Origin of the sequence: Vibrio sp. V09_P4A23P171 (assembly GCF_963875615.1) — a bacterium.
In the GTDB taxonomy this organism is placed as follows: Bacteria; Pseudomonadota; Gammaproteobacteria; order Enterobacterales; family Vibrionaceae; genus Vibrio; species Vibrio anguillarum.
Genome location: NZ_CAWNMR010000001.1, coordinates 42,684 through 67,284, shown reverse-complemented (window position 1 = coordinate 67,284; position 24,601 = coordinate 42,684). Strand labels below are relative to the sequence as shown.

The following is a 24,601-nucleotide window of genomic DNA, read 5'->3' as shown; positions in this document are numbered from 1 at the left end:
ACTAAAGGCAATAGATAGCCAACGCTTTGTTATGCCGGAGCACATGCTCCGGCGTCGGTGTTATGAATGTGCCAGTTGTTTTTGAGTCATGGCCAGCAGGGTTTTCACATCCTCGGGGCGAGTCTGTCCGGTCTGTTCATCGATGATTGAGCTATAAATGTGTGGAATGACTTTTTCGACTCCAGCATCGAGAGCGATGCGTAAAATCTCTTCAAAGTTGTTTAGATCAATACCACCCGTTGGCTCTAACCAAAAGTGGTGACGAGCACAGGCGTTGGCAACTTCTTGGTACTCAGCTTTGCATTTTAGCCCCTGCATTGGGAAGAATTTGACTGAGCTGCAGCCCATATCTTGCAACATGGCAATCGCTGTATCAACGGGAACAACCGCTTCTTCCATGCCGGAACTTTTCGGGCCAGTTGAGATTTTAACCAAGCCAACAGTGCCTGATGGTGAAATCAAACCATTCACGATAGTATGATGTTGACCTAGCGCTTGACGCGTAGCCCCGACACCAGTAAAGACTTGATTGACATGCTGAGGCTGCAGTATTCCGGCTAAAGCCGTCACCATATCCGATTGTTTCGGATCCCCTGCGCCAAGGCCAATCGATAAAGCATTCTCGATTTTTTCAGCGCACGCTTTCATATCAGTCGCAGCACTTGCGGTATCTGGGTAATCTTTCGAGAGCATACCGACCAACACATGGCCTTCTGCGGCTTGGTAGACTTCAATCGCATTATGATGAGAGCCCGCCAGCACATTGAGACATACACGGTCAGCGTAAAAATTAGGGCTTAAAGACATTCTAATGACTCCTGATTCAGTTGGTTCATGGCGCTAAGAATAAGTTCAAGTTGATGAGATGAAACACTGCGGACATCAAATTCCACTGAACCTTCATTGGATTTGTAAGCGCGGCAGTAAATCGCTGGGTTACCATTTTGGAGGCGTGTGACGGCTTCATTAGCGCTGATACCAAATTGTTTGGCATCAAAACTCACTTCTGCACGTGCGATATCTCGGCCTGCACTGTCCCAAACCACGCGCGCGCTTATCCCTTCAATACGGTTTAACCCCTCGATAAATGGCGTCATTTTATCCACCATTTGTTGGCCGGTTTCTTGTTGGCGGCTTAAGTACAACTCAATGGCATGCGTTAGGCCTAAAATGCCTTCTTTACCGACTTTCATGGCACGGCCAATCCCTGCAGATTGCTGCTTAACCCATTCCACATATTGATGTTTCCCAATCACTAAACCGCTGGTTGGGCCTTCAATCGCTTTCGCACCACTGTAGATCACCAGATCAGCCCCTTGCTGATAATAGAGTTGTAGATCCTCTTCTGCTGCTGCATCAACAATCAGCGGAAGCTGGTGGTCTTGAGCCACTTTGGCCGCTTGTGGCACGGTTAACATGCTTTTTTGCACACAATGGTGCGATTTAATGTAGAGAATGGCGGCGGTATTGGGGGTGATTGCCGCGGCTAATTGTTCTGCGCTGCATTCATTAGCCCAACCGGCCTCAATCAGGTTACCGCCGCCAAGATTTACCATGCTGCCAACCGGGGCACCATAATTGACGTTATGCCCTTTGGGGATCACAATATCCGTTGCGATCGGGTGCGTTTTTGCATGCAGATGCTCAAGCAGATAAGGGTTACCACGCACAATGACTGCCGCGACACTCTGTGCAATTCCCGCTGAAGCGCATGAGACGACGACTGCATTTTCAACTTGCAGCAAACGAGCAATATATTGGCCAGTTTTGTTCACCAAATCGCTCATTTCAAAGTAGTTGTTCATCCCAAAACAGACAGTCTGTTCCACTTCGGGTTGCGGAGTAGAAACACCAAGAGCTGTCATACGGCCAGATGCGTTGATCACTTGTTTCAAGTGATATTTTTCAAGAATGGAAGACATAATGCTGTTGTCCTTGTTCAGTCAATACAAGCTTGCCGTCAATAATGGCAGCAAGAGGCGTAAATCTCTGTTGTCCAGTTCGATGCTGGTGATGAGTATCGGTGTAGTTAACCGACGCTTTATTGATGGTGTAGAGCGTTAAATCGGCATCATAGCCTGCAATTAAGTGCCCCTTTTTCGCTAGGCGAAGTGCTTGCGCTGCTTGACTCGTCACGCGCTCAATGATCTGCTCATGGGATAATCCGAGCGTAAAAAACATCGACATCAGGTGGGCAAGACCGTAAACCGGGCCATTGAGCCGGTTCTTACAGTAAATGTCAGAACTGATCGTATCGGGCAAAATCCCTTGTGCGATGGCCTGCTCAGCCACCTCAAAACTGAAACTGGCACTGCCGTGGCCGATATCAAGTTTCATGCCTCGAGCTCTGGCCTGCTGAACGCTGCTTTTTATTTCCCCATGACAATCAAGAATGCGGTTAGGCTTGCCATTAAAGCAGTGAGTGAGAATATCGCCTTTGCCCAGCAGAGCGACAATCTCATCCAAATCTGGCGGCGCATTACCGACGTGCACCATCAATGGAACGCAGCCGCATTGCTGTTGTAATGCTTTGGCTGCATGAAGTGGCATTAAGCCATTGTGGCCGACAACACTACCGCTCATGCGTGCTTTTAAGCCGACAATAAATTCGGGATGACGAAGCAGTGCTTGCTTTGCGCTATCCAGATCAATGTCATTAGCATCGGCCAGTTCATTTTGGCGCAACAAGCCAATTTTCGAGATGTTAAGTAGTGCGTGCACATGGGTTGTGCATTGCGCTGCAAGCTGCGCAAAATCATCCACATCGTTTGCGCCTGTGCTGCCCGCATCAATGACAGTCGTCACGCCACCGGACACCCCAACGTTATCGGGGTGGTCGTTATAAATAGGCGAGTTCGGATAGCAGTGAGTGTGGCCGTCAATCCAACCGGCACTGACAAAAACGTCATGATCTAAATCGACGGTCTGTTTTGCCAATGAACCAGCAAGATCGCCCACCGCCGCTATTTTGTTGCCCTGAAGGGCGATATCGATACTACACCCACCCGCTTGTTGGGCATTTTTGATCAGGATGTCATACATAATTTGCATCTCACGCTCTTCGCTCATCGGCGCGAAGAGCGATTCTCAGTAGAATTTAAACCCCAGCTTGTTTTACAGTGCGATAGGAAAAAGAGCTCCTAACGCCATCGCTCCGAGAATTGCACCACCCGTAATCGGTTTACCCCACACATAGAAAATCAATGCGCCACCTAGAGAGCCGATCCCAATCGGGATAGAAGCGGCCATCGCAGATAAAATGATCAATGGTCCAAGAAAACGGCCGGAGCTATTGCCTGCTCCCATCATCACATCAGCCCCGTAGGTTGAATCGCTTTGGTTAATGGTGAATTTACGTGCCAGCACAATTAAGCCACCAATCGCCAAACCAGCGAGCATGCCTGTGATTAACGAAGCGGTGAAATTTTCAAGAGGATAAACAATGCCAGCACCCAGTAGTAAAGCTGGAATCCCTAAACCCACACCGGTTTGCACTGCGCCACCGATATCCAAAATGCCCACGAGCGAACCTTCAATGATGCGTGCAAACAGAAAGCTTGCACCAAAAGCGGCCACCGCACCGTACGCGCCTGTATCCATCCCTGCTCGCAGCATGGAAACAAACGCCACTTCGTTAAAAGCACCGACACCGTATAAGTAGTACATGTGCGTTCCGGCAAAAACCCCGGCTGAAAGCAAGCCCACGAAAATCGGGAAAGACCAGTCGGCATACCAAAAGTTGTGTTTCATTTTTTCGTCCATGGTCAACTCCTTATTTGCCACTGATCATGAGATGGATATTTTCAAGCCACAAAGGAACTTGCATATGGAAAGCTTCGATAAATTTCATGTCGAACCCGCGGAAGAAAGCACTTAACGCAAACAGTGCAATAATCGCCGCCATCATGATCTGGGTTACTTTGTTCCAACCACTCTCTTCAACACCTTTACCAATCAAAATACCCAGCACCAAACCAGGAACGGCGTTGCCCATAATCATCTGAGCTAAACCACCAAAGATAGTGGCCCAAAAGCCCGATTTTTTACCCGCTTCAATTGCCGCTAGCCAGAAAATAACCGGCATGACGGTATTCACCAGTAAGTTTGCCGCAGGTACTAATACCTTTACCGCCGTGACTTGCAGCGCCGCAGGAACGGCCGCCGCCGTTGAGTTAAGAAACGCAACCACAATCGCACCGATAATGGCGCAAGCAATGCCCATTCGTTTTGGATCATGCAAGGTAGTGGCAAGGTCGCGGTTTTTTATCATCAGCGCCGCCGCGCCCCAGTTCGGGATGATGCGGTGGTCAACATCTTGAGTGAATGCCCCTGCCGCAACCGTTGAGGCCCAAGCATTAAAGAAGAATCCAAGCCCAAAAGAGAAGTGAGAGGCCGGGTCGCCTTCACACGAGTTCAACTCTCCCAGAGTACGAAATGCACCCATACCTTGGATAGTTGGAGCATGGAACATCCTTGCCGCGCCTACTCCAACGCCGATACCGACTAAGCCACCAATGATGATGGACTTAAAGAGAATGATAAGAAACATGTCAGGGATCCTTATAGTGACCTGTTAACGTTTGAAATCGACCTGTTCCACATCGATGTGGGTCAGGCTGACCGTAACCTCTAGCTTGACGCTGTATTGGCGTCGATCTCTTGCAAGAAAGAAGAAAAGGAATTTCTCTCGCGTTACTTTCTCTTCTGCTTGCAAAACGTTGACGTCTAACGGCTCAATCCGGAGGAGGACTTTTGCGTTATTCTTAAGTAACGTGGGTTGTACTTGGCTTAAAGCCGCGGCAAAAGCCTGCTGCTTTGTTTCGCCCTTGCCACTCACAGTTACCTTAGTGGTTAACTGCTCTTTCATGCTTTGATGCCATGCTTAGCCACAAACGCCTTCACCAGTTTTTCGCCCAGCTCTTCTTTATCCATAAAGCCGAAACCCAAAACCACACAGCCTTCATTGATCGCGGTTATCCCTTCCTCAACAGAGCGCATTCCATAACGGCATTGATAGCCATATTTTGTTTGCGCTGTGATAGCACCAGCGCCGCCGCTGCCGCAAAAAGAGATCCCTAAATCGGCTTGCTGCTGATGCATGACATCACCTAGCTTCATGTCTGCGGCCATGCCGGGAATAACGGTCACTTCAGCGCCTGCCGCTTGAGCACCTGCTCCTACTTTCTGACCTTTGCCCATGCGATCACCAATAACGACTTTGATTACTGACATGTTGTTTCTCCTGCTGTTGGGTTTAATTCGTTTTCTTTAGCTACTTCAAAATGGACCGAAAGCAGATGCGCTTCTTCATAAGCGAGGTTCTCCATCCAACGACACACTTGCTCGGCCAAGGTGAAACAAATAGGAGAGATTTCATCAAACATCTCCATATCGAGTTCAGGTAACGATTCACCGCTAAATGAGCGCCAAACCATCGCTTTGATGTGTGTTTCGAGCATTTTTTTCTGTAGCGAATCGGGGTAGATAGCGTGTGAATTAAGCAAGGCAATGGCTCGTTCGGTGAGCGACAAGCCAAGCTCTATAATCTGTGCATCATCCATGCTAATGGGTTGAGAGTTTTGCACCGTGGGATTCTCCAAATGTTTAGCTTGGAGAAGAAAATAGCGTAAAAGGGAGCAAGGGTGGATAAGCCCTATTTCCACTTCCAAATGGAAATAAACCGTGGCTAGTAACATTCGCGCGGTTTTATGTGATGTGTGAAGAAGATTTATGGGAGTAAATGCGCTGAAAAGGTGATTTGAATCGCTATTTTAAGCGCAAATTTATCGTCTCTTTATTTGCTGCTTATCACAAAATAACTGGTGGTTATTTTGGTTTTATGTTTATTTCCCCAATCGAGCGTCAGGAAGCACGCAATATTAACGGAGGGTGGCTTTGAGCCGAGCAAAAGTACGCATGCTGTCGGTTGCGAGCATGGGAGCGTAGTCAGCGTTTTGTGCCTCAAGCTGATAATGGTTTTTGGGGTATTGTTAATATGAATTACTATGAAGGGGGCTGTAACGGTACTTTAAAGTTGTTAAAGTGGCATCAATAGTTACATTGTAAGTCGAGAAATATGGATTTTCAGATTTTTAAATCATTGATTAAACAAGTAAAAATGGGTAAGCAGCTACCTGACGCAATCTATATTCATAAAGATGCGATGAATGCAATTCCTGACTCATTACAACATTTTATTCCTGCAGTAGCGCGAGCTGTAAATCTTCCCAGCGAACAATGGAACTTGATTAAACTGTTTAAAAATGAGTTCCGCTTATCACTGCTCAGTTATCCAGAGTTTTATAGCGATTCATACCCCGCTCTCGAGCAAAGCCTTAACGTCGATTTGAGTAAGCTCACTCACAAAGTGACCTGTTACCGTTCTTCAGATAACCCGCCGATCTTGCATCGAAAGGAAACGATGATACTACCAGATAGTGAATACTATGATCACTTTGTTGCGCTTACTCAAGAAGGAGAAAAGGCCGGTCTATATGACAATACTCGGACAATTGGTTTTAAACGATCTTGGTTAAACTTGATTGAGAAAAAAGGGTACCAGTTAGTTGAGGATCGGTTATTGAAGGTAAATAGCGTTGCTATGAACGATGACTCTCAACGCGTTGGGATTGATCGTCATAAAACCGCAATTGTTCGCCATGAACTCTCCAGCCCTGTAAAGACTTTAGCGAAACAAGGCTATTTAGACGGGCGATTTTCCATTTTTGATTATGGATGTGGGCGAGGTGATGATTTAAGGGAGTTAGAAGCTCACGGTCTTGATGTTTTAGGTTGGGATCCTGTATTTTTTCCTGACACAGAGAAAGTCAAGTCAGATATTGTGAACTTGGGGTTTGTGTTGAATGTCATTGAGGATCAAGATGAGCGACTTGAAGCGTTATTGAATGCTTGGGATTTGACGGAAAAAATGTTAGTTGTGTCTGTCATGCTAGCAAATGAGTCGTACGTTGCTCAGTTCCGACCGTTTAAAGATGGAGTGATAACGTCTCGTAACACATTTCAAAAGTATTATGCCCAAACAGAGATCAAAGGATATTTAGAATGTTCTCTACAAGAAGATATTATTACTGTTGCTCCAGGTGTTTTTTACATATTTAAAGACAAACTTGAAGAGCAACGCTACCTACAAAGTAAGTATCAAAGACATCATACCTGGCAACAACTTACCTCACCTCAGCTTGTCGAGAGTAAAGATAGGGCCAAACTTGTCATAACCCAAAACAGCAAGCTGTTTGATGATTTTTGGAATGCTTGCCTCGAGCTTGGCCGTATACCTGCAAATGATGAGTTTGAGCGTTCTGAAGAAGTAAGAAGTTTAATTGGCCCTCACAAAAAAGTATTTGGATTACTTCAGGAAATGTTTGATACTCGTGAGTTTTCTAATGCAGAGAAATCCCGAAAAGAGGACTTACTTGTCTATTTTTCTATGGGGCTATTTGACAAACGAAAACCCTACACACAACAACCTGAAAGCCTAAAACGCGATATTAAAGCCTTGTTCGATGATTATCGTACGGCAATTAATCTCGCAACAGAGCTGCTTTTTGCGATCGCAGATACCGAGCTAATGAGAGATCAGTGTTTAAAAGCCCATAATCAATTACCTGCGAGCATCCTCAACGAAGGGCATTCTCTGATTTTCCATAAAAGCTACATAGAAAAGTTACCGCTTCTTTTACGCGTTTATGTTGGTGCTGCATTGCAGATGTATGGTGAACTCGATGACGCCATTGACTTGGTAAAAATACATATCAACTCCGGTAAGCTCACCTTGACCCATTATGATGATTTCGAAAAATCAGTCCCGTATTTAGTCGAAAGAACCAAGATAAAGATGGCAGATCAAGATATCGATTTTTTTGACTATGTTGATGAATCACGTCGCCCACCATTACTCAATAAACACTTGTTGCTTGATAAGCAGAGTGAACAGTATGAAAAGCAAAAGAGCTTTGATATGAGACTATCAAAGCTCTTAGGGGCAACGGCAACCAATGAAGTCATTTTGCACCGGCAAATGTACGAGGAACGCTTGCTTCAAGCAGGAAAAACCGTCTCCGGCTTTCGCCTCAACTCTCGCTAAGTTTGTATGGAGGAAGGCTGATGCGGTAAGTCCGTCGGGCGATTTCTTCGGACATCCCAATCGCTGTTAGTACATGTGAAGCCACATTTGATAGTGCATTACACGCGGAACCTTGAGAAATCAGCCAAGGGTAAGCGCTCGCAAAGCGCTTTACTTCTTCATCAGTGTGGAATGTAACACTCCATGTCGACGGTACTACGTACTCACCGCCGTTCCTTATAAAATCAAACTGCGACATGACTTCGAGAAATTGCTTTTCTATAGGGGCCGATTTTATTGGATACGATTCTACCGCTGCCGCTAGCCCTACGATCAATGGGGTCGGGGAGGTACCGCCTCGCAACCCTGCTTCTTGGCCACCACCGTGTATAAGTGGGACTAGTTTCGAGTCTCTAGCGTCACGTACGTAAAGCGCACCAATGCCTTTCGGGCCGTAGATTTTGTGGCCTGATAACGAGAGCATGTCTATATCCATATCGTCCACATCGATATCACACTTGCAAAAACTCTGGGCAGCGTCAGTGTGAAATGGGATATTGTGTTCAAAAGCTATCGCACCAAACTCTTTTATAGGTTGAATGGTTCCAAGTTCATTATTGACATGATGGATAGAAATCAGAATGGTATTGCTCTTTAACTCTGCTGAGAGAGAAGCCGGTGAGATGCGACCATTCTGATCTGGTGATAAGTAAGTCACGTCAAAGCCGATCGTCTCGAGAAAAGCGCAGGTATTGAGAATACACTTGTGCTCTATCTCTGAAGTAATGATATGGCCTTTGTCATCAAGATGTTTGAAAGCTACACCTTTTAGAGCGAGGTTATTCGCTTCACTTGCCCCACTCGTAAAAATAATTTCACTGGGAAGTGCGCTAATCTTCTCTGCTATGATTTCTCTTGCTTGTTGGATAGCTTGATAACTTTTTCGGCCTGCTTGGTGTGCAGACGAGGGGTTTGCGAAGTTATCTTCCTCCCAAGGCTCCATCGCTTCTTGAGCGTATTGAGAGACTGGTGTTGATGCGGCATAGTCATAGTAGTTTTTCATTAGGTAACACTGAGTTTGAGGGCTGAGATTAAAAATAATATGATCATTTTTATCGTATACCTATTATGTTTTATCTTAAAGGTTATTCTCAATGAATTTGGTTTAACCTTATGAATTATATTGGATAATTATTTGTGACACTCTCTGATAAATGTAGTGGTTAGATAACGTTATAGTTTCAATCACACAATGAAATCGCTCATATAGTGTCATTATTTGGATGGAACTTTTGTGAGCACTGTTTAAAAAAACAGTGTTATGTCACTTTTCGGTAAATGTGCCTAGACCTGAAGATATTAATGTGTAAGATCATCGTTTGGATAAAATCTCCAATTCAGCAAGGTAAGCACATTGAGTATCGAATCAACGTCCCTGAAATTTTCCGGACATCAGACCTTTCCTATCCGTTATGGGTGGATTTATAAGATTATTCAAGAGGTTGTGGGTGGCGAGTCCCTTTCAAGTCAATTGAATGTTGAGAAACAAATGCAATCTATGGGGATGGGGAAGAACATGGTGCTTTCAGTCCGTTACTGGATTAGAGCGCTTAACTTGGTGACTTGTCTTGATCATAAAGAACAGACTTATCAACTGACTCCTTTGGCTGAACAACTTTTTACCGTCACAAAAAGGAGTCCTGCTTACGATGAATATCTCGACAAAATTGGCACTACATGGTTATTGCACTGGTTATTACAATCAATGTCTTCAATCGGTGGTGAACTTAACGCAGCAAGGTTTTTCTTTAATTATTTCAATGGAATAAAGGTAAGGAAAGAAACGCTTGTTACAGAAATCAATGATGCTCTCGTTAACCACGAAAAGGAGTTAACAGAAGTTACTCTGAACAAAGATATTGACTGTTTTTTACATATGTATGCTCAGAAGTCACTACAATCAAGCAAGATAAACGAAGATAGCTTTGCTTCGCCTTTCACTGAACTGGGTTTGCTAAAGCAAGAAGACTCAAAAAACTATCTTGCTGAATTAGCTAAAAGACCTTCGCTTCCCATTGAAATATTTACGTATGCTCTCATCGACTTTATGCAAAGAAGACAAAGAGAAAGTAATGCTAACAGCTTGTCTTTTGATGCATTACTTAATGACGTTGGCTCTCCTGGTCGAGTGTTTCGATTATCTTCTGCTGGTTTAAGCGACAAACTCGATCAAGTCGAAATACTCACAGAGAGAAAGATTGCATGGACTGACACTCAGGGACTAAGACAAGTTCAACATTCTTTTGACGATATAAACGATGTTAAACCAGAACAGTATCTAAAGCACTATTACTATCCAGAGGACAAATAAGTCGTGACTTTAAGCAATAAATATTCAATAGCCACACGTCATCAACGTTCTACTCGAATTGATAGTGACTTAAGTACGGACTTCTTCTCTAGGTTGGTTTATCACGGCACTGCGCAATCTGCGTTAGACACTCTCTTTCGACAGTATGGTCAAACTGGTCAAAGAGTCTTTACTTTAACCGGCGCTTACGGTTCAGGAAAGTCCACTGTCGCGCTCTTAATGGCAGGATTACTTCACCCTGAGTCAACTATTCATAAGACTGCTATCCAATCAATCAATGAGCAGACTAAAGCCCTATTTGTAGAAAACACTTTCTACAAAAAAGGGTGGTTACAAATTCGTTCCGTGGGGGGAGTTAGTGGTCCAGTAGAAACCTTCTGGAAAGCAACATTAAGTGCACTCGAAGAACATCCTAATACTTGTAACACTAAGTCGCTAAAAAAGTATTACAAAGCACCGGTTAAAACAGAAAGTCAGCTTATAAGCTCATGGAAATCTCTTTTCGAAGAAGTTTCTCCACTTATCGATGGTGTTCTTGTCATTGCCGATGAAATGGGGAAAAGTCTCGAATATATTAATCGTAGTGGTGGTGATCTACACCTCTTTCAAGATATTGCGGAAGAGCTTTCTCGTTCTCAAACTCCTGTCATCTTTTTGGGTTTATTGCATCAAGCGTTCAGTGAATATGCAAAAGAACGTGGTACTAAGCTGCAAGATGAATGGGCTAAAATTCAAGGCCGCTACAGTGATATTCTGTATAACGTATCAACCGATGAGACGGTTGCACTCATTAGCAATTCGATCAAAACAACTCAACAGAAAGTTAGTGACGATCCACTTGTAAGCCGAGTCCTCAAAGCTTTAGTCGATAAAAAAGAGCGAAAGGAACTATTAAAGTCCCGTTTGGATCAGTGTGTTCCGTTACATCCATTAACGGCATTGTTACTTGGTCCGATAGCAAAGCGACGTTTTAGTCAAAATGAACGCAGTACATTTAGTTTTCTAAACTCCTATGAGCAGTTTAGTTTTCAGCTGTTCTTACAACAGACGAGTGATGCGGATGCACGTTATGGTCTGAGCGATCTTTGGGACTATCTCGAAGCGAATATGTCACATGCCATTCTAAGCTCTCCTGACGGCCATGGCTGGGCTACTGCGGCAGAAGCGATAAGAAAAGCATCAATACAAGATTTTCCTCCTCAAACAGTTCAGTTATTAAAAGCTATTTCGTTAATTACCTTGTTTGGAAAAGCGGCTAACTTGACTGCAACTGAGAGCGTTCTGCTAACAGCGACAAGTATAAATGAACCTAAGCAATTGAAAGAGAGCTTACAGCAACTTCAAAATGTTTCTTGCATTGTATACAGAAAGCATTTGTCGTCTTGGGTTGTCTTCGAGGGATCAGATCTAGATATTGCGAGCTTAGTTGAAGAGAAAGTCGAGCAGATCAATAACAGTAATGAGGCTATTGAGCGTATCGGCTTCAGTTCTCAAGTTATAGCAAAAGGCCACTACCATGAATTTGGTACACTTCGTTGGGCGACTCAAACAGTGGCGGTTCAACTTAACCAGGTTGATATTGGTAGTTTGAAAAAATCTCGTAACGGCGAATTTGCTAATTTCTTATTGCTTTTAAAAGAAGAACAAGAAGATAAACTACGTGAGTTAACACTCAATGATCAATCTCTGGTAATTGCTTGTGCTAGAAATGCTAATGAAATCATTTCATTGGCAAACGAAAAGTACGCACTAGAATTAATTAAAAGCGATAAAACCACTGGGGCCGGTCTTGCTCACGATAAAGTTGCACGAGAAGAATATAAAGCAAGATTATTCAACGCACAGTCAGCACTAGAAACCGCTCTCGCAACTGCATTTAATAGTGCGCGTTGGGTTTATAAAGGTCAAGTGTATGAAAAGGAAACAATGAGTGAAATCGCTACATTTGCAGCGGATAGCATTTTCAATCAAACCCCTAAAATTCTAAATGAGCTAGTTAACCGAAATAAATTATCAGGCACAGCTGTCTCTGCTCTCAAAAAACTCCTTGAGGCAATGTTGGAAGCTGAAGATTCTGATGAGTTAGGTATTGAAGGCTTCCCTCCGGAGAAGTCTATGTATATTAGTTGCCTTAAAAATACCGCAATTCACTCCGCAGAAGGTGAAAATGGACAACATTGGTTTAGAAATAATCTCGATAACAAATTCAATGCCGTATTCGCTGCCGCTGAAAAATTCTTAAAAGCACGCAAAGGAAATGAAGTTAAACTATCGGAAATCGGCCAACTTTGGGCTAGCGAACCGTATGGATTAACTAAAGGCGTTATACCTATTTTCCTTCTTGCATTTCTTAAATCTATGAGTGAACAGATTGCTTATTATGAAAAAGACATGTCTGGTGAGTTTGCTTTTATTGCGGAGCCTGATCGTGATTATGTTCATAAACTCATCAAAAACCCAGGTGATCTTGCGGTTAAATATATTGTTCTTGCTAAAGAAGAGCAAGAGTGGTTGCAGCATCTAGCGATATTCGCCGCTGTACAATCTAACCGTGATGTATCCAATAATATTCTATCGGTTGCAACTCCACTTGTTACAGTTATGCACAATTTGCCTCAATGGGTAAAAAATGCTCATCAAATCGTGCTGGACAACAATACAATGAATAAAACTTGCTTAAGAGTAAGAGATCTCTTTTTGCAAGCGAACGATCCACACACTTTGCTGATTAAAGATTTGAAGAAAGAATTACTGGCTTATGGCGCAAAAGACTATACAAGCCAGATTGATTTGTTAGAGGGTTGTTTTAAGGCATTGCAAGGAAAGCATGAACAGATGCTTTCTGCCATCAAAGTAAAGGTCAAAAGTATTTTCCCTGAATCAGGTGAAGAGCTTGCTCAAATGTGCCAGTTCGTAGAAGAGCATTCTGGTGACTTACGTTTAAAAGCGTTCGCACGTGAACTTGCTAAAAGTGATACCGGTTTGCTGCAATGGTTAGAGAGCATAATCCAAATTGTTACTGGGCGAGGTAAACAAAATTGGAACGAAGGTATTCTACAAACCGCGTCAAATAAAATAAGTGACTATGCACAGGATTTCTTGAGTGTCGTGAAATCACAGCATAGTAGTAACCTTTCAACCACCATGGGCAAAACAAAATTAGTGTCACTGGTTCTTGAAGGCGATGACGGCAAATTAAACTCGTTTAAGAAAGAGATACGTGCAATTGATGCGGCACAATTGCAGCCAACGATTAATGCAATTGAATCTCAGCTCTCAGGGCTTGATGATTTCCATAAAATTAATGTCTTACAACAATTATTAAGAAAGTCTCTGGAAGTGCAGGATTAAAATGACAGGTGTTACTTATGAGTGAACAACGCAAAGTCAAACATGTCCTTGGCCTCTCTGGAGGCAAGGATAGTGCGGCGCTCGCCGTGTATATGGCTAGGAACTATCCTGAACTCGATATCGAGTACTTTTTCACGGATACGGGTAAGGAGTTACCCGAAGTTTATGAGTATCTAGAACAATTAGAAATTGTTCTCGGTAAACCTATTTTGCACATCAATGACAAAAAAGGGTTCGATTATTGGCTAGAGCAACATAATAACTACCTACCTGCAGGACAGCAGCGTTGGTGTACAATTCGAATGAAGCTGGAACCATTTGAGAAATGGATCAGACCGTTTCTTGATGACGGCTATGAAGTTATTTCCTATGTTGGTATCCGAGCGGATGAACCTTGGCGTGATGGGTATCGGCCAAGTGAAAACCAAAAGTACCTCACGATCAAAATGCCCTTTGCCGAAGATGGTATTAAAAAGCAGAGTGTTTTAGATATTCTTGATAGCGCAGGACTTGGGTTACCTAAATATTATCAATGGCGATCTCGTTCAGGATGTACGTTTTGTTTTTTCCAGCGAAAAATCGAGTGGGTACGTCTTCGTGAAGAGCACCCAGAAGCGTTTGAAGAAGCTAAGTCTTATGAAAAGCGTGCCGAGACCAGTGCTAACGGTGAAACTTTTTTCTGGATGGGCCCTAATGAGCCATTAGAAACATTGGAGGATCCTGAACGTATCAAGCAGATTAAGGAAAATCACGAAAAGGTAAAAGCGCGTTTTGAGAAGAAGAAACAACGAGAGCGTAAACGCCGCCTAGGTATGCATGCCATGGTTGATGAAAGCATGCTTATTGATACCTTAGATATGGATGCTATGTACGACCTCGAAGAAGGTGGTGGAGCTTGTATTACTTGTTATAAATAACGTGTGATAGGAATTCATATTTAAGCCAATACGGCTCAATGATTAAATTGATTTGTACCTGAGGTTATAAATAACCTCAGGTACATGTATGGGGTTACACTTAGTTACTTAATTTCAGCCAGGTGTCACATTCTTTCCATAGGAGTTCACATAGGTTCCTGGTTCTTTTTTCTATATCTTCCAATAGCCATTTTTCTTGATTAACTATTGGTTCGATAATATCAAGATAATCACCAATCATAAGTTCTTGTACAACTTTTTTTGGAATTTGAAGACCTTTCTTCTTGGCTTGTTCGATGGCGGCTTCTAGCTCTTTATTATCACGCTGAACAAAACAATTAAAATAAATTTTCTTTATGTCCCAGTTGCTGTTGGCTACGGCATCATTTTCTTTTTGTGGTAACAATGTTAAATTTCCAATAGTGTTTACGGTATGTACCTCCTTGTAAATACTATCATCCCAAGTACTATATGATTTTCTGTTTCTCGGTGCTATATGCTCAATGGAAAAGCTACGTCTAGAATTCCATACATCCAAATTAAGATACTCTCTAACATTATTTCTTGCTCCTTTGGAAAGAATCTGCTCTTCGCTAGAGAAAGTAGATTTGTGATTTGCCATTAAAATAAACATTTTGGCAATTGGGCCAGATGCATTATATATATTTGTTGTTTTTGCATTTTTATACCAATTGTCAAATGATAATAATTCTTTAGATTTTAGGTGGTTATGAAGGATGACTATTAGTTCGTCAGCAGTTGGTGGATTATTATTTTTATAGCATATGGGGTTGTTAATTTCCTCTGCTACGACTTTCTTTTTCTTTTTATAGCCAAAGTACATAATCTCTCTATATGCGTCATCTATACCAGCAGTACCTCCCAATGCACTCCTCCAAAGCATTGTAAATGCAGTTATTGCTTTAACGATATTTGAGAATTCACTAAAGTCAGAGTTAACTTTTGCCTTGATATAATAGCGAGCCAAAATTGGAATGCATAAAGTCTTTTTTGCAGTTCTAAGAAACTCACAACATGTCAGTGTAATATCTCTATCTGACTGATTTTTCATCTGAGAATCAAGGTCTTCTGTTGTCCATATTGCATTTTTAAATGCAACTAGATCAGATAATTTTGATGCTATATTTTCCGCTTCACTTTCATCTTTATGAAGGTTTATAAGGCTTCTTAAATAATTTCGTTGGGCTGATAAGTTATTACCTAGTTTTTCCCCAGAGTATAGTAATGCAAAGCTATTTACAATGTCCTGGGTTGAGTTTTGTTTCTGTTTCTCCCCTAGGCTTTCAATGTATCTTTCAACGTTGTCTAAGTATTTTTTACTGTTAGATTTGTTATAAGCATTATCATTTTTATGGATGTCATTAATTAATTGAATTAGCTTTGGTTTGAATGTTTCTAAAGCTGTTAGAGGTTCGCCCGTAGTGTTTAATGACTCAAATACGTCAAAAGCATATTTTTCTGATGCTACTACTTTCGTTAGAACAACCTTATCTATTAGATACTTTGAAAATATTATCAGATAAACAGTGCTTATTTCTTTTTCGTTGAAGCTGTCAAAGTCTAAATTAGTAATATCTTCTATAAACGAAAGTAGGTTTCGTTTTATACTGTAATCTAAAAGACATTCAAATTCACCTAAGTACAAGCCATCGTACTCGCAATTTGAGTCGTAGATTTCAGATAGAGTAGAGGATATAAGCTTAAGTCTTTCGTTTAAGTCATTTACTTCACTGTCATTTTCATTGTTGGAATTTAAGTTAAAGTAAAATTCATCTTCAATTTCTTGATGAAGATGTTTTGCATAATTATGTAAAAGATTGGCAATGGATGAAATGTAATAAGAAGAAAACTGATCATCTCCCCATTTGTCGCTATCTCTAATAATGACTGGCTGCAAATCATACGCATCATCTGAAATCCCCCTATCATCAAATAAGCAAGAGCGAAGTTGTTTCAGTGTTCTCTTTACTTCTTTATCGCTGTCTTTTATTTTTGATGACAGGGTGCCATCTAAACTTCCAATCCTTATTTTCTCATGCAGAGAAGCAATTATTAGTGCAATTGTTGTTAGTCGTTGCTGACCATCTACAATAGATAGAGGTTCACTAGGGGTTTCTGAACTTGAAGTCAAAGGGGTTACGATAAATGTACCTAAAAAAGATAAACCATTAGGATCATTTTTAATATCTTTGATTCCATAAACAACATCCTCAATAAGCCTTCGGATATTCTCTTTTTTCCAGCTATATTTTCGTTGATAGCTTGGTATTTGATAAGCAGTTCCGGGCTTTCCTAGAGCGCTCAATATTGATAGTGACTCAGCATTGAATATGTCTTTTATTTTTTTTTCCATTTTTTTATTAGTCTCGTACTTTTCTTAACACTTCGCTTCGTTTCCCTGGTATGAGTATCTCTAACTCATCGGCAGCATATGCTTTCAAATATAAATATAGGTTCGCCTGTATTTCTTTAATTTCCTTTCGATAAGGAGTAGGATCATCTGCAAGTGTTTCATGAAGCAGACGCGATACTTGGCCAAACCCTAAATCCCTATCACTTTTGTTTTCTATAATTTGTTTTATCAGCCACCTATACGCTTTGCTTTTTTTAAAGAGTGTAGAGGCTACTTCAAAATCTTCTCTGATATTTTCTATCTGTGCAAATGGTAAGGATGGATTAACTTCATATTCGTTAGTAAAAGATCCAGGTGGACTTAGCGGAAAATCTGAAACGAAAAGATCTTTAGATGGTGAGATAATTTCTTCTGGCCACTCCATTTGATGTTCTGAACTATTCATTAATTCGATATTTGAAAGGTACTCTTCCATATTATCAATTGTTTGATCGGTTAATTCAACGGCAGAGGTAACGATCTTATTGATAAAAGCTTTCGAAGTTTCGCAAGCGGTTATTTTGTTACAGGACTCTAGATTACTAATATCAACAAGTGCTAGGCCTTTACTTGTAAGGTTTGCACTACCATTAAAAATGATGTCTTCATCTATCTGATAAATTTTGGCATGGAGATTTGTAAGGGCTTTAACGGTGTAGCCATTGTTTACGCAATCACGTAACGCATTTAAATCGCTAGAGCCTTTGATAAAATCGAGAGGTGAGAAGCGTCCAACTAATTGTACGACTGGTTTGTTATCTGTCATTAATGAGCTCAACCAGCGAGTTGCTGGCTGAGTCATAAAAGCAGAAATAATCGTCAATCTGTTGCAATGAGGAAGTAGCGCTTCTAATTCTGCTTTAAGTTCACTATTAGAAATAAGACCCGACATCAAAAATCATCCATACTTTCATCAGAGGGTTCTTCTAAAAACTCGCTAATCACCAAACCCCATTCACGTCTCACAGAGTTTAAGTATGCCAACCGTTTATCATCAGTTGTTTCATTCATTACACGCGCAAAGCCAGCAATTGTTGTTTGCATTACTTCGAGTTCATCGGGGCCAAGTTTACTTACCAGCTTTTTGTAAAATATGTGGTTAGTATTAAATAAAACGAGTGTTAAGCCTTTGCTCGTTGATACGTCAAAGAAGGCTTCAGAATCACGTGCCACATCCTCAATTAGGAAACGGTTTCCTGTAAGAATTAGACGTTCAGCTTTTTCTTCGGCTTCTTCTTCACTCATACCACCCACAGTTTTTAGGTGATCGATAACGTCTTTTTTATTTAACTCTTTTGGTGGTTCTTCTTTTGATTTATGTCCATGGGTATCGCGATTAGCAGATCCTTGAGTGGCTTTCGAGGCTGCACCTTCTGAAATAGTTTTAGGTTCCTCACCTTTAACCGCTTTACCTTCAACGTTTATTGTTTCTAATGATTTAGTTAGTGTTGTTACATGCTTTTTAATAACAGCGACGACTTTAAGGACTTGTAGTAGAGGATCTGAGTTTTCCTCAAGATCACGTAAATATTCTTGCTCTGTATCAAAACCGGCTTGTGTGGATATACTTTTTATTTCGTAAGGTATTAATCGAATTGCATCTTGTTTATTGTTAGTGACACCAAAGACGGCATCTAATGTCGGTGGGAAAGAGACTTCTATACCAATAAATCGTCCTTTACTTTCTCTCAGAGCGGAAGTTAAGAAAGAGTCTCGCAAAACTAACTCTCTATTCGCTCTAACAATTGAAACGCCGACATTCTTGCCACAGTGTTTTCCCCATTGAGTACCGCCTAATCTTCCGATTGTCTCTTTAAGAATTCTATTAGCAATGGTCTTTTTAGCCATTGAAGTAGTCACAGTTACATCGTCTCGCTTAGGTTCCCCATTTTCATCAATATATTCGACAGAAATGACTTCCTCATCCATTTTTTCAAAAAATGCTTCACCCTTATAGTTTCCTGGAAGCTCAGGTAATGAAGTGTTCTTTTTAAGATACATGGGGTCATTAGCTTTAAATGTTTCACGGTCATAAACATCTAGCCTGTCCAGATCTGACTTACGGTAAGTGATGCTTTCGATTTTAATATTATCGTCACTAATAAAGTTGCGATACATTCTGCCCACTAAAAGTTCACAATGACGATAGATCGACTTACCTGTCTTCCAGCTGAGTCTATCAAGTTTTGACCAAATTATTAGCGTTCCAGATTCTGGCCTTTTCGTAAAAAAGGCTTTTTCATATTTTGTAGGAATAGGCATGGCGACAGGATTTGGAACTTCTTCAAGCTGTCCACTTTTCATCTCATCGACATCTAGGTAGGTATAGTGGGGTTCACTACCGTTTTGCCAACTCCAAACTTCAACACGTCTGCACTGAGATATAGATGAGTTTGGTAAACCCATACCAAATTTACCCATACCCTTTATATCTTTTCTGTGTGTTCCACCGCCAAACTGCATAGCAATACGAAGAGTGTTTGTATCCATCCCAATACCATTATCCCATAGTGAAATTTCGGATACGGTATAGTTCTTTTTCGCGGCTAATTGTTCTTCGATGAAGCCTACTTCAACACGAGTAGCTGTGGCCTGTAAACTGTTATCAATTAGTTCAGCAAGTGCGTAGGCAGTATTGGTGTAGCCGTTATCCCGTAATGATTCAATAACGGTCTCAGCACTTAAAAATCGGTTACTCATTATTTTATGTCCTTTTCTGCCCACATGTCGTTCCAATAACCGAATGCGAGACTGATGCTCTGAAATTCTGGTATGTTGTCCATCACGGTATAAATATTACACTCTCGGTTACCGCCACTCTTATAACCGCGCATTGCACGACCTGCCATTTGTAAATATTGCACTAATGAGTTCATGGGCTTTGCAATAACCGTGACATTAGTTTTAGGAGCATCAAAACCAGCTGTTAAAACGTTAAAATTAACAAGAACTTGTATTTCACCGTTTTTATATTGTGCGATTTTTGCTCTTCTGCTCTCATGATTATCGTTTTTGCTATCAATAGAGGCTGCTTTAATTCCTTGGTAGGAAAGTGCTGTTGCGAGGTTAATTCCATGCTCAACAGTACATGCGAATACGATTATTTGAGAGTTTTGGTTACATTCATCAATAATGGTTTTTATAATCTTACGATTTCGTTCTACATTACTGGCTAAGGCTTTCATAGTCTCTACGCCTCCTGCATCCCTAAGTTCATAAGCGGAAATCTGGGAATGATCATAATTGAGCGATTTAAAATTAGCTTTGGCAAGGTAACCTTGCTCTACTAAGTAATCGATTGGAGAAAGATAACCAGATATTCGCATTGATACTTTATTGTTGTAGAAAAACTGTGCAAGCTTCGCATCCTCTTCAGACAATCCTATTGTTGAATAGCTACGGCCCGGTGTTGCAGTGAGTCCGACTAGATCTGCATGGAACGATTTATTAGCGATAAAGTCTTGTACCACTTCTTGAAATTTAGGTGCAACTGCCTTGTGTGCTTCGTCAAAAATAACCAAAGTGACTTTGTCTGCCAGTTCTTTGTAAAGTAACTGTAATTGTCTAGAGTCTGTTTTTTTTATGCTTAAAAACTTGTGCAGACCTGCAACAATAAAACCAGAGTCAATACCACTTAAGCTCTCATTAGAGTTTGAATAAAAACCGTATACGGATGTAGGGCGGTTGCCAACTGATTTCCATGCTTTAGTAAACTCATCATAGGCTTGGGTACATAGTTCCTCACGATCAGCTAACCAAAGAACAACATTGGTAGAGGATGCTCTCAAATGTTCACAAGCAATATTCATTGCAGTACGAGTTTTACCAGCTCCGGTTGGTAAGTGAATTAAAACTCTTTCTTTTTTATTGTTTAGGTTACTAAAAACTTGTCGACTGATGTCTTGTTGGTAAGGATAAAGCCCATAACTTGGTTCGATATGAGCAAGACTTTGAAACTCGGTGTTTTGTGCTAGTTGATTTTCATAGAGCTTAGATAAACCGATGACAGCAGCAAACTGCTCGAGATTTTCTTCAGACCAACTGATGATCGCATCATAGTGACTAGGCGTTACTTGGCTTGGTTGAAGGTTAAAGCTTGGGAATAATTCAACGATTTGCTGGTGGCTTAGTCGCTCAATAAGCTTAGTGCGTAATAGTTTTTCAAAAATAAACTCGACCTGTTTAACACTTGCAACGACTCGTGCTAAATGATTTTTATTGAAAGAACTACGCTCTATATCCTTGTTGTAATCATCAATTTCAAGTGTAAAGTTTATGGCGCTTGAAGGGATAAATTCTAGTAGTTCATCTTCAGAAAAATTTGACAGTATTTCAGTAAGCATTTTCATCCCTTAAAATTTGCGATAGGTGTACGATAGTGCAATTAAAAATGAATAGTTAATGTGATCATGACTTACTCGCTAAACTAATTGCCATTAGATTCAATAGATTACCCCACCACACAAATACCTGCAATGTTCTTAAGGTCTTAGCTGCATATCGAGCACAATCGTCCACCAATACTTAAATTGACTATGGCTCACAGAGAAAGAAAAAACGATTGTGCGTTTTGAGTGTAAAAGTCGACAGACACAGATATAAGTTCAACTGAATTAGGTCCATATTGTAACTTTCTCATCTTTACTGCTCAACAGGTTGCACTCTAACTGTGAGCTATCTTATGAAATAAGCAGACACCTTAGATATATTCACTATTTTTCGATGAGTTGTAATTTGTCTGGGTGATTAAGCGCTTTGGCGACGGCCAGAATAAACTTGCTCAGTGTTGTTGGTAAGGCACTGAATGCATCCTTATGTAAGTAGATAGCCTCTGGTAGCTGTTTACCTATTTTGATTTGCGCCACTAACTGTGAAAATTGTTCTGCATCCATACCATCACCTGAAATACATGTTTGTGGAGAGTATAAAGCATTCAGATAGTATTGAGTGATGTGTTACGTTGACCTTTTTGATTTTAAATGCATCTTGTTTTTTCTTTATTAACATTGCGATTCTCTAATTGATTGAATTTTATTTAATTTTTATTTCCTTCTTGTTTTTTAATTGTGGTTATAAGAATAATTAATCACTAATTAATATTATTAATTTCACTTATTCCACAGAGGGCTTTACTCTGCACTTCGGCTTCAATTTGAATGAGAAAGAAAATATGACAGCGATTACTGATTTAGAGGTTTTACTGCAATCCATGTCACCCGAGTTGGTGGGCGGAAGTTATGTGTTTTGTGCTGTGCAAGGGACATTAGCCGATTATTTGCATTTAGAACCCGTGGCGACATTTCAAGAGCGTGAAGGGCTGACCTTGGTCGTTGAGCAGCAAAAGGCCGTTGCGGCGCAGCTCGATTTTGAATCGGTATTCAGCTTAATTACGCTGACGGTTCATTCAAGTTTAGAGGCGGTGGGTTTAACGGCCGCTTTTGCAACTAAGCTAGCTTCGTATGGCATCAGCGCTAATGTGATTGCGGGCTATTATCATGACCATATTTTTGTACAACAAGAGAAGGCAGAAAAGGCGATGGCGGCACTCAAAGAGTTCGCACAATAATGATTTCCTTGCTACCTGCAACTCCAAGTTGTTTGGTGATAAATATTCAAAATAGCATAGTTTGATGCAACTAATCGGTTAAGTGTAGAGGATAAGTGTATGAGTAATATGGTAATGAAAGTGAAGACGGCATCTGGTCGGCAAGTGACCTATCACCGGAATTTAACGGCGCTGCGCCAGTCGTTTGACCAAGCTGGGATTCGCTACCAGTTGATCGAGACGAAAGTTGTTGCGGTTCGTTCTCCTCGCTGAATGAGTTAGCGTACGTCAGTTAATTTTCATTCAGGGATGATTGAATGTGTCAAAAGGGGAGTGGTGATGCGTTTGTTGAGTTTGCAGTTTTGTTTCCAAAATTGAGAAACATATTTTCGAGAATAAGCGTGTATTGATAAGAGTCTTTTCTAGGATTTATACCGAATGCCGTGATATTATCCTGCGCCCAACGGCTAGGTTGTGGGTTTATAAACCACTACAGGCCTTATTAGTAGCAGATAGTTTCATTGTTGTGGATGATGATTCTATGTAAAAAGAGACCGTATTTTGCTTGATATATTACGCGAAGTATTAGGATGGACATCTGTCGCATTCTATATATCACTCACCATCTTTAATTCGATGAAGTTTACTCGCTATGCTGCATTTGCTTCGGCTGCGAATGATATTGCTTGGTCAATTTTGATGGGTTGGTGGCCTAAAGTCATTCTTAACCTGTCTGTTGGTGCCATTAACGCATATCGATATGTGAAAGATTTTACTAACACCAGCAAAATGGTGATCAATTCTGCTGCGGCTTTGATGGCGAGCGGTATTCTTTATATTGCTTATGTGGCCGTAAGCAGCTTTATCAATAACCCCACACTTGCCGAAGCCTTGCAGTTTGGCGATCTCGCGTTAATTTTGTTGGCACTGTATATGACTGACCTGAAAAGGTTCCGTTTGCTCATGTTCTTATCGGGGTTTGTTGGTATGGCTGCCTATTTTGGTAACCCACAAATGATGATTATCAAAGCGTTGGTTATTGGCATTATGGCTTACAAGCTTTTCCGCGCCGATAAACTCACGACAGTCGCTACCCATCAGCAACAAACGAATGCATAACTGCGGGTGTGTAAACTGACCTCCGCATTTGTACAAGAGAAACATCAGGGTGGCGTCCTAAGTTGAGATTGTTTAGAGCCACCTGGCAAAATCATCAATTTCCTGCTTCAAAAGGAACTGAACCCGCGTCCATATATTTCCAACTCACTTTAAAATGCTAGCTTGTTATAGCAACTTAATCTAAATCAAGAGCGCTGATACTGAGCATTTTACCCACCCTCACCATCTATCAATAGCGATTTTAACGCATCGGGAGAAGAGGGGAGCAGTCCGACTTTTAAGCCAAATGGTTTGAGTTGCCAATAGGCGACATCGTGCCAAACTTGAGCAAAACATAGTCTTGTTCATCTGAACTAAGGTCTTCAATATCTAGGTATTTAACCCAGTACCGTCTACTAGCGCCGCTAGGCATAATATCGTCTAGAAACTTTAACCATCTGGGTTTACCCATGTCATTAAAAAAGAATGAGACAGGGTGGTTTAGTGAAACAGCGTGAAAGTCATCTTTATCGTGATGCTCTAGCGCATAGTCGCTGAGGTAGTTGAGTTCAGTTACTCGGAAATTATGTTGGCTATTTTTAGGGAACGAGATAATACCAATATCTATCCATTCACACCTTTGATAAAAGCTTGTACGGTAAGTTCTTCCATCGACAACACCTCTACTTATCAATGAGTAAAATTTTACTCTTAAAGTCCTTTTCTTTTAAGTTGTGAGTAACTATTTACTCGTTAATGCGTAATGAGACTCTTTGTGAGTAAATTGTTACTCATAATCTGTAAGTCAAAAGTTTTGATGAGC

General features: G+C 41.1%; 21 protein-coding genes and 2 pseudogenes. 7 read left to right on the top strand and 16 right to left on the bottom strand.

Annotated elements, in window-relative coordinates:
* Window positions 1-60 precede the first annotated feature (60 nt).
* The 8 genes from dagF to AACT23_RS00310 are packed head-to-tail and all read right to left on the bottom strand — an operon-like array spanning window position 61 to window position 5,585.
* Window positions 61-807: a 2-dehydro-3-deoxy-phosphogluconate aldolase gene (dagF, locus tag AACT23_RS00345; protein WP_017049432.1), complete on the bottom strand. Its 747-nt coding sequence runs from the start codon at window positions 805-807 to the stop codon at window positions 61-63.
* Window positions 798-1,922, bottom strand: coding sequence for a DgaE family pyridoxal phosphate-dependent ammonia lyase (locus AACT23_RS00340; RefSeq protein ID WP_047688996.1), 1,125 nt, complete (start codon window positions 1,920-1,922; stop codon window positions 798-800). The genes dagF and AACT23_RS00340 overlap by 10 nt, the downstream gene beginning before the upstream one ends.
* Complete coding sequence (locus AACT23_RS00335; RefSeq protein ID WP_094128311.1) at window positions 1,906-3,069, bottom strand: amidohydrolase/deacetylase family metallohydrolase; 1,164 nt, start codon at window positions 3,067-3,069, stop codon at window positions 1,906-1,908. Before AACT23_RS00335 ends, AACT23_RS00340 begins: the two co-directional genes overlap by 17 nt.
* Window positions 3,070-3,114: 45 nt before the next feature.
* On the bottom strand, window positions 3,115-3,762 hold the full coding sequence (locus tag AACT23_RS00330) for a DUF4310 family protein (RefSeq protein WP_017045613.1): 648 nt from the start codon (window positions 3,760-3,762) through the stop codon (window positions 3,115-3,117).
* Between the two features lie 10 nt (window positions 3,763-3,772).
* Window positions 3,773-4,549 carry a DUF4311 domain-containing protein gene (locus AACT23_RS00325; RefSeq protein ID WP_017045612.1) on the bottom strand — a complete coding sequence of 259 codons (777 nt, stop codon included), beginning with the start codon at window positions 4,547-4,549 and terminating at the stop codon, window positions 3,773-3,775.
* A 24-nt stretch (window positions 4,550-4,573) separates the two neighbouring features.
* On the bottom strand, window positions 4,574-4,867 hold the full coding sequence (locus AACT23_RS00320; RefSeq protein ID WP_017047947.1) for a DUF4312 family protein: 294 nt from the start codon (window positions 4,865-4,867) through the stop codon (window positions 4,574-4,576).
* Complete coding sequence (locus tag AACT23_RS00315; RefSeq protein WP_017045611.1) at window positions 4,864-5,232, bottom strand: SFCGS family glycine-rich protein; 369 nt, start codon at window positions 5,230-5,232, stop codon at window positions 4,864-4,866. The genes AACT23_RS00320 and AACT23_RS00315 overlap by 4 nt, the downstream gene beginning before the upstream one ends.
* Window positions 5,223-5,585: a transcriptional regulator gene (locus AACT23_RS00310; RefSeq protein WP_228209387.1), complete on the bottom strand. Its 363-nt coding sequence runs from the start codon at window positions 5,583-5,585 to the stop codon at window positions 5,223-5,225. The genes AACT23_RS00315 and AACT23_RS00310 overlap by 10 nt, the downstream gene beginning before the upstream one ends.
* 491 nt (window positions 5,586-6,076) lie before the next feature.
* On the opposite strand from AACT23_RS00310, the gene AACT23_RS00305 reads away from it, so the two are divergent.
* Window positions 6,077-8,104, top strand: a complete 2,028-nt coding sequence (locus tag AACT23_RS00305; protein ID WP_094128308.1) for a DNA phosphorothioation-associated putative methyltransferase — start codon at window positions 6,077-6,079, stop codon at window positions 8,102-8,104.
* On the opposite strand, the gene AACT23_RS00300 is transcribed toward AACT23_RS00305, so the two are convergent.
* Window positions 8,091-9,146 (bottom strand): cysteine desulfurase family protein, encoded by a 1,056-nt coding sequence (locus AACT23_RS00300; protein ID WP_094128305.1) that lies wholly within the window; start codon window positions 9,144-9,146, stop codon window positions 8,091-8,093. The two genes, AACT23_RS00305 and AACT23_RS00300, sit on opposite strands and share 14 nt — an antisense overlap.
* 351 nt (window positions 9,147-9,497) lie before the next feature.
* Here AACT23_RS00300 and AACT23_RS00295 point away from each other — a divergent pair, with 351 nt between their 5' ends.
* The 3 genes from AACT23_RS00295 to AACT23_RS00285 are packed head-to-tail and all read left to right on the top strand — an operon-like array spanning window position 9,498 to window position 14,722.
* Complete coding sequence (locus tag AACT23_RS00295) at window positions 9,498-10,454, top strand: DUF4007 family protein (protein WP_094128302.1); 957 nt, start codon at window positions 9,498-9,500, stop codon at window positions 10,452-10,454.
* A gap of 3 nt (window positions 10,455-10,457) precedes the next feature.
* On the top strand, window positions 10,458-13,805 hold the full coding sequence (locus AACT23_RS00290; protein ID WP_094128299.1) for a hypothetical protein: 3,348 nt from the start codon (window positions 10,458-10,460) through the stop codon (window positions 13,803-13,805).
* Window positions 13,806-13,822: 17 nt separating this feature from the next.
* Entirely contained in the window at window positions 13,823-14,722 is a 900-nt protein-coding gene (locus AACT23_RS00285) for a phosphoadenosine phosphosulfate reductase domain-containing protein (protein ID WP_094128296.1), read from the top strand.
* 100 nt (window positions 14,723-14,822) lie between these two features.
* On the opposite strand, the gene AACT23_RS00280 is transcribed toward AACT23_RS00285, so the two are convergent.
* The 5 genes from AACT23_RS00280 to AACT23_RS00260 form a co-directional block, all read right to left on the bottom strand.
* A complete protein-coding gene (locus tag AACT23_RS00280; RefSeq protein WP_094128293.1) occupies window positions 14,823-17,096 on the bottom strand; it encodes a DUF262 domain-containing protein in 2,274 nt (757 codons plus the stop codon).
* Window positions 17,097-17,103: 7 nt separating this feature from the next.
* On the bottom strand, window positions 17,104-18,027 hold the full coding sequence (locus AACT23_RS00275; protein ID WP_094128290.1) for a phospholipase D-like domain-containing protein: 924 nt from the start codon (window positions 18,025-18,027) through the stop codon (window positions 17,104-17,106).
* Window positions 18,027-19,835 carry an ATP-binding protein gene (locus AACT23_RS00270; protein WP_094128287.1) on the bottom strand — a complete coding sequence of 603 codons (1,809 nt, stop codon included), beginning with the start codon at window positions 19,833-19,835 and terminating at the stop codon, window positions 18,027-18,029. The genes AACT23_RS00275 and AACT23_RS00270 overlap by 1 nt, the downstream gene beginning before the upstream one ends.
* The gene (locus AACT23_RS00265; protein WP_176428657.1) at window positions 19,835-21,478 is read right to left on the bottom strand and encodes a DEAD/DEAH box helicase; all 1,644 of its coding nucleotides are present in this window, start codon (window positions 21,476-21,478) and stop codon (window positions 19,835-19,837) included. Before AACT23_RS00265 ends, AACT23_RS00270 begins: the two co-directional genes overlap by 1 nt.
* Window positions 21,479-21,847: 369 nt before the next feature.
* Window positions 21,848-22,027, bottom strand: a complete 180-nt coding sequence (locus AACT23_RS00260) for a hypothetical protein (RefSeq protein WP_094128280.1) — start codon at window positions 22,025-22,027, stop codon at window positions 21,848-21,850.
* Window positions 22,028-22,305: 278 nt separating this feature from the next.
* Between AACT23_RS00260 and AACT23_RS00255 the strand changes: the two genes are divergently transcribed.
* The 3 genes from AACT23_RS00255 (at window position 22,306) to AACT23_RS00245 (ending at window position 23,799) form a co-directional block, all read left to right on the top strand.
* Window positions 22,306-22,701 carry an ACT domain-containing protein gene (locus AACT23_RS00255; RefSeq protein ID WP_094128277.1) on the top strand — a complete coding sequence of 132 codons (396 nt, stop codon included), beginning with the start codon at window positions 22,306-22,308 and terminating at the stop codon, window positions 22,699-22,701.
* Window positions 22,702-22,800: 99 nt separating this feature from the next.
* Window positions 22,801-22,953, top strand: coding sequence for a hypothetical protein (locus AACT23_RS00250; protein ID WP_013857464.1), 153 nt, complete (start codon window positions 22,801-22,803; stop codon window positions 22,951-22,953).
* A 288-nt stretch (window positions 22,954-23,241) separates the two neighbouring features.
* Window positions 23,242-23,799 (top strand): hypothetical protein, encoded by a 558-nt coding sequence (locus tag AACT23_RS00245; RefSeq protein WP_013857463.1) that lies wholly within the window; start codon window positions 23,242-23,244, stop codon window positions 23,797-23,799.
* A 209-nt stretch (window positions 23,800-24,008) separates the two neighbouring features.
* Here the strand turns inward: AACT23_RS00245 and AACT23_RS00240 are convergent.
* Window positions 24,009-24,092: pseudogene (locus AACT23_RS00240) on the bottom strand (transcriptional regulator); the annotation flags it as partial.
* Between the two features lie 2 nt (window positions 24,093-24,094).
* A pseudogene (locus AACT23_RS00235) lies at window positions 24,095-24,450 on the bottom strand (hypothetical protein); the annotation flags it as partial.
* Window positions 24,451-24,601 lie beyond the last annotated feature (151 nt).

Bases quoted from the DNA above. Each gene is read 5' to 3' on its own strand.
- AACT23_RS00305 (WP_094128308.1), top strand. From the start codon at position 6,077: ATGGATTTTCAGATTTTTAAATCATTGATTAAACAAGTAAAAATGGGT.
- AACT23_RS00275 (WP_094128290.1), bottom strand. From the start codon at position 18,027: ATGTCGGGTCTTATTTCTAATAGTGAACTTAAAGCAGAATTAGAAGCG.
- AACT23_RS00315 (WP_017045611.1), bottom strand. From the start codon at position 5,232: ATGTCAGTAATCAAAGTCGTTATTGGTGATCGCATGGGCAAAGGTCAG.
- AACT23_RS00270 (WP_094128287.1), bottom strand. From the start codon at position 19,835: ATGAGTAACCGATTTTTAAGTGCTGAGACCGTTATTGAATCATTACGG.
- AACT23_RS00285 (WP_094128296.1), top strand. From the start codon at position 13,823: ATGAGTGAACAACGCAAAGTCAAACATGTCCTTGGCCTCTCTGGAGGC.
- AACT23_RS00300 (WP_094128305.1), bottom strand. From the start codon at position 9,146: ATGAAAAACTACTATGACTATGCCGCATCAACACCAGTCTCTCAATAC.
- AACT23_RS00255 (WP_094128277.1), top strand. From the start codon at position 22,306: ATGACAGCGATTACTGATTTAGAGGTTTTACTGCAATCCATGTCACCC.
- AACT23_RS00330 (WP_017045613.1), bottom strand. From the start codon at position 3,762: ATGGACGAAAAAATGAAACACAACTTTTGGTATGCCGACTGGTCTTTC.
- AACT23_RS00325 (WP_017045612.1), bottom strand. From the start codon at position 4,549: ATGTTTCTTATCATTCTCTTTAAGTCCATCATCATTGGTGGCTTAGTC.
- AACT23_RS00265 (WP_176428657.1), bottom strand. From the start codon at position 21,478: ATGCTTACTGAAATACTGTCAAATTTTTCTGAAGATGAACTACTAGAA.
- dagF (WP_017049432.1), bottom strand. From the start codon at position 807: ATGTCTTTAAGCCCTAATTTTTACGCTGACCGTGTATGTCTCAATGTG.
- AACT23_RS00260 (WP_094128280.1), bottom strand. From the start codon at position 22,027: ATGGATGCAGAACAATTTTCACAGTTAGTGGCGCAAATCAAAATAGGT.
- AACT23_RS00250 (WP_013857464.1), top strand. From the start codon at position 22,801: ATGAGTAATATGGTAATGAAAGTGAAGACGGCATCTGGTCGGCAAGTG.
- AACT23_RS00335 (WP_094128311.1), bottom strand. From the start codon at position 3,069: ATGAGCGAAGAGCGTGAGATGCAAATTATGTATGACATCCTGATCAAA.
- AACT23_RS00340 (WP_047688996.1), bottom strand. From the start codon at position 1,922: ATGTCTTCCATTCTTGAAAAATATCACTTGAAACAAGTGATCAACGCA.
- AACT23_RS00280 (WP_094128293.1), bottom strand. From the start codon at position 17,096: ATGGAAAAAAAAATAAAAGACATATTCAATGCTGAGTCACTATCAATA.
- AACT23_RS00320 (WP_017047947.1), bottom strand. From the start codon at position 4,867: ATGAAAGAGCAGTTAACCACTAAGGTAACTGTGAGTGGCAAGGGCGAA.